The organism is Bacillus sp. (in: firmicutes), assembly GCF_031983925.1.
GTDB classification, from domain to species: domain Bacteria; phylum Bacillota; class Bacilli; order Bacillales; family Bacillaceae_G; genus Bacillus_A; species Bacillus_A pacificus.
In genome coordinates, this window is record NZ_DALYZR010000001.1 from 92,720 (window position 1) to 105,694 (window position 12,975).

Annotated in this window: 16 protein-coding genes; 11 read left to right on the forward strand and 5 right to left on the reverse strand. The window is 35.0% G+C overall.

The genetic code is table 11. The features are described from left to right. The first annotated feature begins 375 nt into the window (after nucleotides 1-375). From RTP99_RS00490 to RTP99_RS00525, 8 genes are all read left to right on the forward strand, one after another. Nucleotides 376-1,326, forward strand: coding sequence for a ribonucleotide reductase large subunit (locus tag RTP99_RS00490; protein ID WP_073536430.1), 951 nt, complete (start codon nucleotides 376-378; stop codon nucleotides 1,324-1,326). Between the two features lie 154 nt (nucleotides 1,327-1,480). Then, the gene (gene nrdF / locus RTP99_RS00495; RefSeq protein ID WP_001203033.1) at nucleotides 1,481-2,449 is read left to right on the forward strand and encodes a class 1b ribonucleoside-diphosphate reductase subunit beta; all 969 of its coding nucleotides are present in this window, start codon (nucleotides 1,481-1,483) and stop codon (nucleotides 2,447-2,449) included. A gap of 215 nt (nucleotides 2,450-2,664) precedes the next feature. Then, nucleotides 2,665-3,045 (forward strand): GntR family transcriptional regulator, encoded by a 381-nt coding sequence (locus RTP99_RS00500; RefSeq protein WP_000687504.1) that lies wholly within the window; start codon nucleotides 2,665-2,667, stop codon nucleotides 3,043-3,045. After that, nucleotides 3,042-3,740: an ABC transporter ATP-binding protein gene (locus RTP99_RS00505; RefSeq protein WP_000137749.1), complete on the forward strand. Its 699-nt coding sequence runs from the start codon at nucleotides 3,042-3,044 to the stop codon at nucleotides 3,738-3,740. The genes RTP99_RS00500 and RTP99_RS00505 overlap by 4 nt, the downstream gene beginning before the upstream one ends. Beyond that, complete coding sequence (locus RTP99_RS00510) at nucleotides 3,737-4,525, forward strand: ABC transporter permease (protein WP_000804802.1); 789 nt, start codon at nucleotides 3,737-3,739, stop codon at nucleotides 4,523-4,525. The genes RTP99_RS00505 and RTP99_RS00510 overlap by 4 nt, the downstream gene beginning before the upstream one ends. Nucleotides 4,526-4,539: 14 nt before the next feature. Continuing rightward, nucleotides 4,540-5,442: an ABC transporter ATP-binding protein gene (locus RTP99_RS00515; protein WP_000528815.1), complete on the forward strand. Its 903-nt coding sequence runs from the start codon at nucleotides 4,540-4,542 to the stop codon at nucleotides 5,440-5,442. Next, complete coding sequence (locus RTP99_RS00520) at nucleotides 5,442-6,218, forward strand: ABC transporter permease (protein WP_000475446.1); 777 nt, start codon at nucleotides 5,442-5,444, stop codon at nucleotides 6,216-6,218. The genes RTP99_RS00515 and RTP99_RS00520 overlap by 1 nt, the downstream gene beginning before the upstream one ends. A gap of 195 nt (nucleotides 6,219-6,413) precedes the next feature. Beyond that, the gene (locus tag RTP99_RS00525) at nucleotides 6,414-7,427 is read left to right on the forward strand and encodes a CPBP family intramembrane glutamic endopeptidase (RefSeq protein WP_000543563.1); all 1,014 of its coding nucleotides are present in this window, start codon (nucleotides 6,414-6,416) and stop codon (nucleotides 7,425-7,427) included. Between the two features lie 29 nt (nucleotides 7,428-7,456). Here RTP99_RS00525 and RTP99_RS00530 read toward each other — a convergent pair whose 3' ends face one another. Then, the gene (locus RTP99_RS00530) at nucleotides 7,457-7,639 is read right to left on the reverse strand and encodes a DUF3913 family protein (RefSeq protein WP_000708112.1); all 183 of its coding nucleotides are present in this window, start codon (nucleotides 7,637-7,639) and stop codon (nucleotides 7,457-7,459) included. 100 nt (nucleotides 7,640-7,739) lie between these two features. Continuing rightward, nucleotides 7,740-8,192, reverse strand: coding sequence for an Lrp/AsnC family transcriptional regulator (locus RTP99_RS00535; protein ID WP_001175495.1), 453 nt, complete (start codon nucleotides 8,190-8,192; stop codon nucleotides 7,740-7,742). Nucleotides 8,193-8,255: 63 nt separating this feature from the next. Between RTP99_RS00535 and RTP99_RS00540 the strand changes: the two genes are divergently transcribed. After that, nucleotides 8,256-8,747: a carboxymuconolactone decarboxylase family protein gene (locus tag RTP99_RS00540; protein WP_116733370.1), complete on the forward strand. Its 492-nt coding sequence runs from the start codon at nucleotides 8,256-8,258 to the stop codon at nucleotides 8,745-8,747. 86 nt (nucleotides 8,748-8,833) lie between these two features. Next, nucleotides 8,834-9,232, forward strand: a complete 399-nt coding sequence (locus RTP99_RS00545; protein ID WP_000435209.1) for an SseB family protein — start codon at nucleotides 8,834-8,836, stop codon at nucleotides 9,230-9,232. Between the two features lie 179 nt (nucleotides 9,233-9,411). On the opposite strand, the gene RTP99_RS00550 is transcribed toward RTP99_RS00545, so the two are convergent. Beyond that, a complete protein-coding gene (locus RTP99_RS00550; RefSeq protein ID WP_000640090.1) occupies nucleotides 9,412-10,332 on the reverse strand; it encodes a S66 peptidase family protein in 921 nt (306 codons plus the stop codon). 115 nt (nucleotides 10,333-10,447) lie between these two features. On the opposite strand from RTP99_RS00550, the gene RTP99_RS00555 reads away from it, so the two are divergent. After that, nucleotides 10,448-11,542 carry an NAD(P)H-dependent flavin oxidoreductase gene (locus RTP99_RS00555; RefSeq protein ID WP_000495254.1) on the forward strand — a complete coding sequence of 365 codons (1,095 nt, stop codon included), beginning with the start codon at nucleotides 10,448-10,450 and terminating at the stop codon, nucleotides 11,540-11,542. Nucleotides 11,543-11,559: 17 nt separating this feature from the next. On the opposite strand, the gene dltD is transcribed toward RTP99_RS00555, so the two are convergent. Both dltD and dltC read right to left on the reverse strand, forming a co-directional pair. After that, the gene (gene dltD / locus RTP99_RS00560) at nucleotides 11,560-12,735 is read right to left on the reverse strand and encodes a D-alanyl-lipoteichoic acid biosynthesis protein DltD (protein WP_001030280.1); all 1,176 of its coding nucleotides are present in this window, start codon (nucleotides 12,733-12,735) and stop codon (nucleotides 11,560-11,562) included. Beyond that, nucleotides 12,732-12,971 (reverse strand): D-alanine--poly(phosphoribitol) ligase subunit DltC, encoded by a 240-nt coding sequence (dltC, locus tag RTP99_RS00565; protein ID WP_000807310.1) that lies wholly within the window; start codon nucleotides 12,969-12,971, stop codon nucleotides 12,732-12,734. The genes dltD and dltC overlap by 4 nt, the downstream gene beginning before the upstream one ends. Nucleotides 12,972-12,975 lie beyond the last annotated feature (4 nt).

Genomic DNA, 12,975 nt, shown 5'->3' on the forward strand with positions numbered 1-12,975 from the left:
AGCACCTTCTAGTAGAAATGCTAGTCGAAAACTCCGTTAAACGGGGAAAGCCTCAAATTTGAGGTAACCTACCGTGCTAAATCTTATCTTAGAATGAAAATATAAAAGTTCAGAATGTATCTTATTATTTTGTATAGCAGAGTTATGGGACAACATAAAGTAATAAGAGACTTTCTGAAAGATATTAAGATAAGTAAAAGCCTAACGACTATCCCTTATGGGAGTAGAGCGCAAGCGATTGGCGTTCGAAAAGCGGAGCACCTAATCAGGTAATGCTGTAGGTGATGATATAGTCTGTCCTGTATGGTGACATACAGCAGTTGCATGAGCAACGGACTGAGGAATAGCGAACTCGGTTGAACATTCGAGACAGAAATCTTCCAGCTTCAAGAAACTTCTGAAATAAATGATTATGGTACAGATGACATTATCCGTCGTGATATTAACTGTAACTTAGGATCGTTAAATATCGTAAATGTAATGGAAAATAAAGAAATTCGTGAAGCAGTTCATGCGGGAATGGAAGCTTTAACAGCTGTTTCTGATATGACAATCATTCCGAATGCACCAACTGTGAAAAAAGCAAATGATGAGCTTCATTCAGTAGGGCTTGGCGCAATGAACTTGCACGGATATTTAGCAAAAAATAAAATCGCTTATGAAAGTGCAGAAGCGAAAGAGTTCGCTCGTACATTCTTTATGATGTTAAATTACTACTCTATTGAGAAAAGTATGGAAATCGCTAAAGAAAAAGGCGAAACATTTAAAGACTTTGATAAGTCTGATTATGCAAGCGGCACATACTTTGAAAAGTATGAAACGACAGATTATAGCCCAGTAACTGAAAAAGTTCAGCAATTATTTGAAGGAATTCATATTCCGACAAAAGAAGATTGGACAAGTTTAAAAGAGCAAGTGCAGAAGAATGGTTTATACAACTCATATCGTCTTGCCATCGCTCCTACGCAATCGATCAGTTACGTTCAAAATGCAACTTCAAGCGTAATGCCGATTGTAAGTCAAATCGAATCAAGAACGTATGCGAATGCGACAACATATTATCCAATGCCGTATTTATCAAAAGATACGTTCTGGTACTATAAATCTTCTTACGATATGAATCAGTTTAAATTAATTGATTTAATCGCAGAAATTCAAGAACATATTGACCAAGGAATTAGTACAATTCTTTACGTTAATAGTGATATTTCAACACGTGAATTAGCGCGTTACTACATCTATGCACATAAAAAAGGCTTAAAGAGTCTGTATTATACGAGAACACGTAAATTAAGCGTGGAAGAGTGCGTGGCTTGTACCGTTTAATGGCATATTGCCATACTAAATGAATAACCCAACAGTATGAGCAGGGTTATGAACCCTGCTCATACTTGGTTTGTTCTACTAAACGGTTAGCTTTTCATTATTAGATGGAAATTTAACCGTTCAGTAGAACAATAATAGATATAGGGGTGATTCAATGCGCGCTGTTAACTGGAATAAAAAAGAAGACGATTTCAGTTTAATGTTTTGGAAGCAAAACATCGCTCAGTTTTGGACAGAAGAAGAAATTGCGGTTTCGTCTGACAAAAATACTTGGGTGCAATTATCGAAAGAAGAGCAAATTGCTTATAAGCGTGTATTAGGTGGTTTAACACTTTTAGATACGAAACAAGGTGGCGAAGGTATGCCTCTTGTACTTGTTCATCTTGAAAATTTACAAGCAAAAAGTGTATTAGCTTTCATGGGTGCTATGGAAGAAGTACATGCGAAGAGTTACAGTCATATTTTCACAACGTTAGCTACTGAAGAAGAAATCGATGATATTTTCGAATGGGTAGACAACCATCCGTTACTTGAGAAAAAGGCTGGTATTATTACAAGTTACTATCGTCGTTTATTAAAACCTGAAGTGACGAAAAAAGAGTTATACATGGCAATGGTAGCAAGTGTGTTCTTAGAAAGTTACTTATTCTATAGTGGATTCTTCTATCCGCTTTACTTAGCTGGTCAAGGTAAACTGACGGCGAGTGGTGAGATTATTAACTTAATAATTCGTGATGAGTCAATTCACGGCGTATTCGTCGGTATTTTAGCACAACAAATCTTCGCGGAACTTTCTGCAGAAGATCAACAAGAAGTGCAAAAAGAAACACAAGAGTTATTAATGGAACTATATGAAATCGAAATGGCATACACAGAAGAAATTTACACTTCTATCGGTCTTGTAGAGGATGTAAATCGTTTCGTTCGTTACAATGCGAATAAAGGACTTATGAACTTAGGACTTGAGCCGAAGTTTGAAGAAGAAGAAATTAACCCAATCGTTTTAAATGGTTTACGTACAGATACGAAAAACCATGATTTCTTCTCTGTAAAAGGAAATGGTTACGTAAAAGCAACGAACGTCGAAAAGTTATCGGACGATGATTTCGTGTTTAATTTTTAATATATGATCATAAAGAAAAGCTGTCTTATTCATTGATAAGACAGCTTTTCTTTATGGTTTTGTTTACATAACACTATTATTTTCGTATAACGATTTCTGTTGAAAAATTCTATCCGTTAGCTGGATAGAATTTTTTTGTAAGTAAATGGGTATTTACAACCCTTTTGTATCAGTGTATTATTTAACTAGTACACTGATACAAAAGGAGGGAAGAAATGAAAATAGAGTTTTCTCCAAATATACCAATTTACATTCAGGTAATGGAATACATAAAAAAAGAAATTGTAACAGGACATTTGTTGCCTGGTGATAAAATTCCCTCTGTGCGTGAATTAGCGAGTGAATTACAAGTAAATCCAAATACGATCCAGCGTACATTTCAAGAGCTCGAACGAGATGGGGTTGTTGTAACACGTAGAGGAATGGGAAGATATGTAACGAATGAAGGGGAGAAAATTATGGAGCTGCGAAAAGAGATGGCGAAAGAATTACTTCATTCTTTTATAGATGGAATGGACAATTTAGGGTTTTCAGAAGAAGAAATTCTTACAATCCTTCGTTCTTCATTACATGAGAAAAGGGAGGAGAGCGAATGACAGAGCTATTAAAAATAGAAAACTTATGGAAAAGATACGGATTAAAAGCGGTGATTCGTGAATTGAACATAGAGATTACCGAAGGAAAAATCGTAGGGCTTGTTGGAGATAACGGGAGCGGGAAAACAACATTATTAAAAATGATTGCAGGTCTGCAGCACACTTCTGAAGGTAGCATTACAATCGCTGGTAAAAAGGTGGGATTAGAAACGAAAGAGATCGTTTCGTTTATGTCTGATAAGCCAGTATTTGATGATTGGATGACAGTAAAAGATTCTATATTTTTCTATCGTGATTTTTATAAGGACTTTGATATGCAAAAAGCGGTAGATACGATTGCGGAGTTTAAAATACCGTTAGAAGAAAAAGTTACAGCTTTATCAAAAGGGATGGTTGAAAAGCTACAAATTATTTTAACGTTTTCTCGGAAAGCGAAGTTATACGTACTAGATGAACCACTGGGCGGAATTGATCTCGTTTCTAGGGAACACGTACTGGAACTTATTTTACAGTTTTATCGCGAAGATTGTACGATACTAATTTCGACGCACTTAATAAATGAAGTTGAAAATATTTTTGATGAAGTAATCTTTTTAAAAGATGGGGAAATTGTATTGTATGAAAATGTAGAAGAATTACGTTTTCAAAGAGGGAAAGCGGTCACAGATGTGTTTAAGGAGGTGTTTAGTAGATGAAGCCGAGCTTAATATATATGTACAATATAAATAAAAAACAAATAATTATTTCTTTGTTATCATTTATATTCGTTGTCGCTGTAGCTTTCGTAAGTTTGGGAAATTATATTAAACAAGAATCAGGAGAAGTAAGACAAACAATTATAGTTGCTTTCGTTATTCTAGTATATATAACTTTTTTAGCAATGATAGTTATTCAGGCGGTGTCTGCATTTGGAAAAATGACTGAAAGCACATTATTTCGGTTAACATCGATATCCGGTAAAAAGATTGTTTTAGCAATATTGTTATACGCTGTAATTTATTTACTTATTTTTGAATTAATAGGCTCTATTTTTTTATATGGTATTTCTATGAAAATAATAAAAGGTACAGAGCTCTATGAAGTATTATTTACTCAAAGTGTATTCAATCCACTAAAGCACCTCTTTAGTACTATGTTATATGTATTTAATTTATCTAGCATATTGCTAGTATTACTTTTTTCAGTAGCAAGCGTTAAAGTGTTTTCTTTGAAAAAGAAGAAGTTAAAATATCCAATGGTATTTTTCTTATTTTTACTAGTAACAAAATTATTAGGTACTATATATGGAATGTTGGGCGGTCTTGCACCTGCTGCACCTCTAATAAAAAAATTAGTATATATAGATGAATCATCAGGAGCGGATGTGTTTCTCTATCCGGAAAAACTTATGAATTTATATAGCCTTAGTTTTTCTATAGGAATATTTATTCTACTTGTTTATATAACAGGTCGCATAATCGATAAAAAACTAGAAGTCTAAAGGAGGAATCAGCATTGGGAAACGTAGTAGTAAAGTTAGAGAATGTTCGAAAAAGGATTGGTGGAACGGAAATTATTCGTGGTTTATCATTTGAAGTTTGTGAAGGGGAAGTATACGGGTTCCTTGGACCAAACGGTAGCGGTAAGACAACAACGATTCGTATGATGACAGGTCTTATTTCAATGACAGAGGGCGATATTACAATTTGTGGTCATAGTATTCGCACGGAGCGTGAAAAGGCGCTAGAGCAAATTGGAGCGATTGTAGAAAATCCTGAACTATATGATTATATGACAGGAATGCAAAACTTGAAGCATTTTGCGAACATGGCAATTACACCAATTAGTAAAGAGCGCATTGCTGAAATTGTAAAACTGGTTGAATTAGAGCATGCAATTCATAAAAAGGTGAAAACATATTCACTTGGTATGAAACAACGTTTAGGAATTGCACAGGCATTACTGCATCAGCCGAAAATTTTAATTTTAGATGAGCCGACAAATGGATTAGATCCAGCTGGTATTCGTCAAATTCGTGATTATTTACAACGTTTAGCGAAAGAAGAGAATATTGCTGTAATCGTATCAAGTCACTTATTAAGTGAAATTGAACTTATGTGTGATCGCGTCGTTATTATTAAGCAAGGTGAGTTTGTACAAGAATACAACTTACATGAACAAGCAAAACATGATGAGACAGTAGTTGTAGCGTTTGAAGTAGATGAAGTTCAGAAAGCAAATGAAATCATTGCAGGTAAGGCGCAAGGAAATGTCATTGTAGTATCTGTAAAGAAAGAAGAAATTCCACAACTTGTAAAGAAACTTGTGAATGAAGATGTGCTTGTATACGGAGTTACCGTTCAAAATAAAACGTTAGAGGATGAGTTCTTAGCGATTACAGGGGGAGTGAAAGCGTAATGTTTAAATTAATTCAAAATGAATTTTTAAAGTTGCATGCGAAAAAAGGTATGTATATTTTAATTGGTGTTATTGCAGTATTGGAAATTTTGGGAGTTTTAGCGATGCTGAAATGGGGAGATGGAACTGAATTTAAAGGATCATATTTAGATTTTGCAAGTTCAGAGATTGGTTTAATTACTTTGTTTGCAACGATTTTTGGCATTACGATTGCTTCTCGTATAATTACGGATGAATTCCAAAAAGGTACAATTAAGCAGTTATTAATTCGTCCAAGAAAACGAATGACAGTTTTATTCTCTAAATATATTACAGTGTTACTTACTATAGTATTTATCATATTTGCTAACACGATTATTTCAATGATTATTGGCGGAATTGCAATGGATGGTAGTAAAACAGAATTAACGATAGGAATCGTAATGAAATCTACTTTATATCAAGTACTTTCACCGTTCTTCTTTGCGACGCTTGCATTTTTCTTAGCAAACGTATTTAGAAAGTCTGTCTTACCATTAATTATTACGATGTTCCTCTTCTTTTTACAAGGACCAATTAATATGGTACTGATGATGTTTGCAAAAGGTGTAGCGAAGTTTGTAGTGTTCTTCCATTTAAATTTAAGTGTGTACGATAGCAATAAGCTAGTAAGTGGCGGAATAGAACCAACATTTACAGAGTTTACATTTACAACTTCATTATTACTTGTAGCTGCATACTTTGTTGTATTACTTGTAGCATCAAGTGCATTATTCCAAAAACGTGACGTATTATAATAAAAGAAATCCCCGCTTGTAAAAACGGGGATTTTTATTACATAACTTTCTCGTATATTTCAACCGAAAGAAAAGAATGATTACTATATATGGTGTTCAAAAGTATTTGAGAAAAATAGGAAGAATTTCAACTATATTCATATTATAATTTAGTTATCTGAACATGTACTTTTACTATCTTTGGAGGTGTTCGATATGCACGATGCATTTTCACGCATAAGACTACGCAGTTTTTTTGGATGGATGATTATAGGGCTGTTCCTTACGATGATCCCATTAGGTCTATCAAATGTTTCTGAGAATACGACGGAGGTTATTTCACAAATAACTGTGTTTTTTGTATTTCCGTTATTTTGGTTATACGTAAAAACCAATAAAAATAATGTTATATTTAACAGTTTTTTTGATAAACCAGGACGTTTACCGTGGGGGTTAATTGTATTAGCAACGATAATGGGAATGATTTTTTCAGTTGGTATATCTCATATTCAATTTTACATATTAGCACATACGTTACCGAATTTCTTAGTTACTATGTTAGAAGATGGAAATGTTATTAATACGAGTAACATATATATGACGATATTTACTTTCATTTCAGCATGTGTGTTAGCACCTATTATGGAAGAGGTTATTTTTAGAGGCTTCTTTTTACAGCGAATGGCTTATAAATGGGGCATTAAAAAAGCTGTCATTATATCTTCCGTTATTTTTGGCTTAGGGCATTTTGATGTTATTGGTGCGTTCATGTTTGGTGTTGTAATGTGTCTTTTATACATAAAGACGAAAAATATATGGACGAATATTGCTGTACACGCTCTAAATAATTTCATTGCAACAAGTATGCAATTTGTCGGCGGAGAAGAGAGCAGCGCCATTTCAATTCCTGAATTACAAGCGCAAAGTAATTTATGGATCGGTATCGGTCTTACAGTCGTTGGATTACTTTGGTTAATTCCTTACGTTTGGAAACAATGGCGTATGGTAAAAGAAGTGGGTGTGCCACCAGTGCGCTTCATACATGAGGAAAAAGTAGTGAGTGTATCAGAAGGAAATGAAGTGTATAGTCAAGTGATTGTAACAGATAGATTGATGGCTGTAGAGCTACCAGATGAGGCTGTAAATAAGCTCCGATTAGAAGAAAATGATTATGTAACAGTATCTGTAGAAGACGATAAAATCGTTATAAAGAAAGCACATAATAGATAAGTAAAAAGTAGCTCTTTGTGAGCTACTTTTTACTTTGTAATAATTTCTACACGAAAATTATTGCCGTTCTTTACATATTTAATATCTGTAACAGTACGAACTGCTTTTAAAATCTCAACTTTTTCACCAATTCGAGGGATAGTCGGAACATTATCCCAAATGCCAAGCAAGTCATCTAATTGTCCCGTTTTTTCATAAAACCAGATTTTCAATGTAAAGCCCCTTTCTCGAACTTTATGTATTTTAATACATAATATATTATTTTTATTCTTATTGTAAGAGGTTTTTATATATTTTATGAATAAAAATTAATTAATCTTCTGGGAAGATATGTTCAATATCAGGGGTAAGAGATATTTCTGATAATACGATATGAGAAACAGTCGTTGCATATGAAGAAACATCATTAATAAATTCTTCAAGTTCAACGAGTGAAGGAACAGAAATTTTTACAATGTAGCATAAGCTTCCTGTTACGCGGTAACAAAAACTTGCAGATGGATAGGACTGAATAAACTGTTGCATACGTGTTGTATCCCCGTTTTTCAAAGTGATTTCTAAAATACAGTCTAAAACAAGTCCTGCTTTTTTATAATCGATATCGATTGTGTATTTTTGGATCACGCCTTCACTTTCGAGTTTACGAACACGCTCTGCAGTAGACGGAGCAGATAAGTTTACTCGTTTCGCCAATTCACGCATGGAAAGGCGACTATCATTATATAATTCATTTAAAATTTTTCGGTCAACACGGTCTAGTTGCATTTGTAAATATACCTCCAGTAAAATAATAATTTTTGTAAAGAAAAAATATAAATTAAGATTCATATGAAATGTAAAATGAGCTTTATTTATTTTACAATAAAACAGAAGGAAATAGGAGGGGAAATGATGGAGAAAATTTCATTATCAAATGTAGGAGATACAAAGTTTCAAAAGTTATTAGGTCATAATCCGGAAATATTACATTCGTGGAGTACATTAGAAAATACACTGTACAATAAAGGAACTCTTTCAGCAGAGCTGAAGGAACAAGTGAGAAGAACATTAGCGTACGGGAATGAATGCCCGTACTGTATGGCAAAGGGAAGGCCTGATGATATGCAAAAGGTAGAAGAAATTGGTGTAGCAGTAACTTTTGCGCATACATTTATTCATGACAAAAAGCCGATAGATGATAATATGTTTCATGTATTGAAACAATATTGGACGGAAAAAGAAATTGTAGAGCTTTGCGCTTATATTTGTTTTATTACTGCATCGCAACAACTGGGTTTTCTATTTCAATTACAGCCAAACGAAGCATTAAAATTATTTTAAGAAAATAATTGCGAATTATGTAGAAAAAAATAAGAATATTTCGTATAATTTAAGTACAATCATTTTGAAAATAGGGGTGGCATCATATGGAGCAAATTCCGGTAAAGAGAATAGAAGAAGTACTTGTTGTAGCAGGGGATGACAAACAAAAGCAAAAGGAATTTTATGAATTGCTCTTATCTACTGAGTTTTATGTTGCTGGCTCACTAGAAGCAGAGGAAGGGGCAACAGAAGGAATACTTCGCTTGCGTCATTTCCAAGGAGAGGGTAGATGGATCGTTCCGTTCTTTACACAAATGGAATTTGTAAAAGACGTGTTGCCAGAAGGAACACCCCTTATTACGATACGTGGGAAAGAATTATTTAGTAGTATTGAGAAAGATGCTACAGCAGTATTAAATGTCGGTACTGATATAAGTAAAACATTTATTCCAGAAGAAATTGCAGATATCGCATCTGGACGAATTTTTAACTATTATAAATAAAGTGAAACTTTAATCAGTGGGGGTTTTCTTCATCCCCCACTGATTATTAGTTGAACCAATCGGGCTTTAATGGGCAGCCCGCCCCCCACCTAACTTCTTTGCTTTCGCTGCATTTTGAGGTGGGGGTCTTACTGCCCATTAAAGCGGGATAAAAGGAAAAGCATAATCGCTTTTCCTTTTTAATTTGAATACGGAGTGGCTATGCCAGAAGAAATAGAGAGTGTTTTATTATTTGTATTTATTGTCGCTGTAGCTCCAAGAGGAATCCCAATGTTTGGGCTTATATGTCCAATCGGTAAACCGAATAGGACAGGTATAGCATATGAAGTGAAATATTCATATAGTATTGTTTGCAATGATTGAGATGGTTTAGAAGGAGTGCAGTCATGACAACTTGTAAAAATAACACCACTACATTCATGAAACTTTCCAGATAAAAGTAGCTGATTTAACATACGGTCAATGCGATATGGTTCTTCCCCAATGTCTTCAAGCAATAAAAGTTTATTGGCTGTATTTATCTCGTAGGAGGAGCCAATGATACTCGTTAACACCGCTAAATTGCCTCCAACTAACTGACCTGTAACTGTACGGGAAGAGCTAGGTACGATACATTCTGAAGCAGATAAGATGGTTGAATATGGGTGAAATAGTTGGTTGAAAGAAGATAAAGAAAGAGAATCTACACCTTTACCTAATTCTTCTACCATTGGGCCATGAAAAGTAACAAGCTTTGCATAACGTGAAAAGGCAGTATGTAAAGCTGTAATATCGCTATATCCCCAAAAGATTTTTGGATTTTGCCGAATGATTTCATATTGAATGTGAGGGAGGAGACGAGCGCTACCGTAACCACCTCGTGCACAGAAAACAGCCTTTACTTCAGGATTTGAAAATGCTTCATGTATGTCATTGAGCCGGACTTGATCCCTTCCAGCTAAATATCCATATTTCTCATAGACACTCTTCCCGATTACTACAGATAAACCCATTTCTTGTAATACCTTTACACCTTTTAATACATTTTCAATTGTTGGTGGGCCGGACGGTGCAATAATCATTACTGTATCACCTTGTTGTAATGCATTTGGATATATCATTGTTTTCAGCCTCCTTCACTTTCAATATATTCGCTTCATAGGAAGTTCAATCCTTGTAAAAGAAGGGGAAAGTTTGTCAAATAAAGAAGATATAAAGGGAATAGGAGGAGAAATGATGTTTACAAGTCGAGTTATAGATACATTACAAATTAAGTATCCCATCATTCAAGCCGGTATGGCGGGTGCGATTACAACGCCAGAACTCGTTGCAGCTGTGAGTAATAGCGGAGGATTAGGAACGCTTGGAGCAGGCTATATGAGCCCAGAACAAATTCGTGAAGCGATTTATAAAATACGGGAACGAACAGATAAGCCTTTCGGTGTTAATTTACTATTAACGAAAGAGATACAAATAGAAGAAGAGAAGATAAACTTGGCCAAGGGATTACTTAGCGGAGTGAATAGAGAATTCGGTATAGAGGAAGAAGAACAGTTAAAGCTTCCAAAAAGTTATAAAGAACAATTACAAGTGTTAGTAGAAGAAAACGTGCCAGTCGTTAGCTTTGCATTTCAAACGTTAGAAAAAGAAGAAATAAATGACTTGAAAAGAAGCGGAATAAAAGTCATCGGAACAGCTACTCATGTGGCAGAGGCGAAAGTACTTGCTGAATTAGGAGTAGATATTATTGTCGGTCAAGGTAGTGAGGCAGGGGGCCATAGAGGAACGTTTATCGGGAAAGAACAGGACGCTATGATTGGGACGTTCGCATTAATTCCGCAGTTAGTAGCAGCAGTTCCGCATATCCCGATTGTTGCAGCAGGTGGTGTAATGAACGGGCAAGGGCTTGTTGCAGCATTTACACTGGGAGCAGAAGCTGTTCAAATGGGATCAGCCTTTTTAACGAGTGAAGAGAGTATTACGCATGACGTGTATAAAAAAGCGGTTTTACGTAGTACAGATACGAGTACAACTGTGACTCGTGCGTTTTCCGGGAAATATGCACGAGGTATTCGTAATGAATTTATAGAGAAGCATGAAGGGAAAGAAGAAGACCTTCCGATGTATCCGGTGCAAAATGTATTAACCTCTAAAATACGCCAACAAGCAGCAAAGCAAAATAATGGAGAATATATGTCACTTTGGGCAGGACAAGCGTCATCATTAGCACGAATAGAATCAGCTCAGCATGTAGTGGAGAGAGTGATGAAAGAAGCAGATAACGTAATTGAACAATTGCAAAATATATATAGAAAAAGACCACTTGAATAATTCAAGCGGTCTTTTCTTTAGTTTGCTTTATAAAATTGTTGGATGGCTTCATCAATATAAACCCAGCCTTTCCAACCTAAGTGCATGTGATCTTTTAAGAAGTATTTATCATACTCATGATTTGAGAAGTCGGCAATTGGATAGCCAGCTTTCTCAATTTGCTCATGAACTTTCTTATAGTACAATTCTCGGCGTTCTTTCGGGAAGCCAGCGTAATCGTACCAAGGACCTTTTACAGGAACAGAAATGAAGAGTGGTTTTGCACCAGATTGTTTTAATAAATCAAGTGCAATTTGTAAATCTTCATATTCTGGCGATTGATCATAAGCATCATTTTTTAAGTAGCCTTCACGTTGCTTTAATTTCTTCTTGATTTTGCTGTTGAAGTAACCATCTTCAATACCGTAATTGTTAGATCCAGATTCTGCTGCACCTGTTTGATCTGCATGTTTACGAGCCTCTTCCCAGCTCATTTGTTTTAATGACGGGTCAAGTTTTTCTTTATGCGGTTTAATATTAAACATAGCTGTAAATAAATCTTTACGATCTAAAATGTTACGATAAATATAAGCGAAAGGTTTAGCAGCAAGTGCTTTTATTTTATGCTTTGTATCATCGTAAACGATACCTTCAAGCGAAATTTTAAGTAAAGTTTCTTTCTTAACGATCTCAAAGTTTAATAAACGCTTTGCAATTTGCTTTTTCATTTCAGGTTTTACATCATCGTTGAAAATGAAGTGGTAACCTTGTTGCTTTGAAAAGTTAGGTGCAAAGTGTGTTTCATCAATACCTTGTGGCACAAACCATTGCGGAGAAAGAACGAATACCATTTTCTTATCCTTCAATTGATCCATCGTAGATGCAAAGTTTAATACATGTACAAGGTCTTGTGTTCCGCCACGTCCAAGTAGGAATGGTGTGAATCCTTCAGGCTTTACTTTGAAATAATTTGATGGATGGTAAGCATCCATACGTGCGAATTCCGATGAACCATACATCGGAAGGTATTTCGAGTCTGCTAACATCTTTTGCTGTAAAATCATACTTTGAATCTTTTCTTCTTTTAAAGAAGTGGCAGCTTGTTCTACTTTTTCATCACTTAAAAGTGGAAGTAGGAAGCGCGTTGGAATAAGTAAGAATACAGCAAAAAGGGCCAATGCTAAAAGCATCGGACCAAATTTTGCTTTGTTCATCGGATTTCTTCCAACTTCTTAATAACCATGTTTGGAGTAGCCCACTCGTCACGGTCAAAATCAGAAATAGAAACTTCAATATCTAAACGCTCTTGGAATTCAACTAATAAAGATACTACAGCGAAAGAATCAAGAATACCTTCTTCAAATAATTGAACATCTAAGTTTTCTTTTACAATATCGTTTTCACATACTTCTTCTAAAATATCTAATACTTGCTCTTTGAATTCTGCCATTTTT

Excerpts from the sequence above, each read along its gene's own strand:
- RTP99_RS00500 (WP_000687504.1), top strand. The coding sequence starts at position 2,665 with ATGAAAATAGAGTTTTCTCCAAATATACCAATTTACATTCAGGTAATG.
- RTP99_RS00510 (WP_000804802.1), top strand. The coding sequence starts at position 3,737 with ATGAAGCCGAGCTTAATATATATGTACAATATAAATAAAAAACAAATA.
- dltC (WP_000807310.1), bottom strand. The coding sequence starts at position 12,971 with ATGGCAGAATTCAAAGAGCAAGTATTAGATATTTTAGAAGAAGTATGT.
- nrdF (WP_001203033.1), top strand. The coding sequence starts at position 1,481 with ATGCGCGCTGTTAACTGGAATAAAAAAGAAGACGATTTCAGTTTAATG.
- RTP99_RS00525 (WP_000543563.1), top strand. The coding sequence starts at position 6,414 with ATGCACGATGCATTTTCACGCATAAGACTACGCAGTTTTTTTGGATGG.
- RTP99_RS00550 (WP_000640090.1), bottom strand. The coding sequence starts at position 10,332 with ATGATATATCCAAATGCATTACAACAAGGTGATACAGTAATGATTATT.
- RTP99_RS00505 (WP_000137749.1), top strand. The coding sequence starts at position 3,042 with ATGACAGAGCTATTAAAAATAGAAAACTTATGGAAAAGATACGGATTA.
- RTP99_RS00520 (WP_000475446.1), top strand. The coding sequence starts at position 5,442 with ATGTTTAAATTAATTCAAAATGAATTTTTAAAGTTGCATGCGAAAAAA.
- dltD (WP_001030280.1), bottom strand. The coding sequence starts at position 12,735 with ATGAACAAAGCAAAATTTGGTCCGATGCTTTTAGCATTGGCCCTTTTT.
- RTP99_RS00545 (WP_000435209.1), top strand. The coding sequence starts at position 8,834 with ATGGAGCAAATTCCGGTAAAGAGAATAGAAGAAGTACTTGTTGTAGCA.
- RTP99_RS00535 (WP_001175495.1), bottom strand. The coding sequence starts at position 8,192 with ATGCAACTAGACCGTGTTGACCGAAAAATTTTAAATGAATTATATAAT.
- RTP99_RS00540 (WP_116733370.1), top strand. The coding sequence starts at position 8,256 with ATGAAATGTAAAATGAGCTTTATTTATTTTACAATAAAACAGAAGGAA.
- RTP99_RS00555 (WP_000495254.1), top strand. The coding sequence starts at position 10,448 with ATGTTTACAAGTCGAGTTATAGATACATTACAAATTAAGTATCCCATC.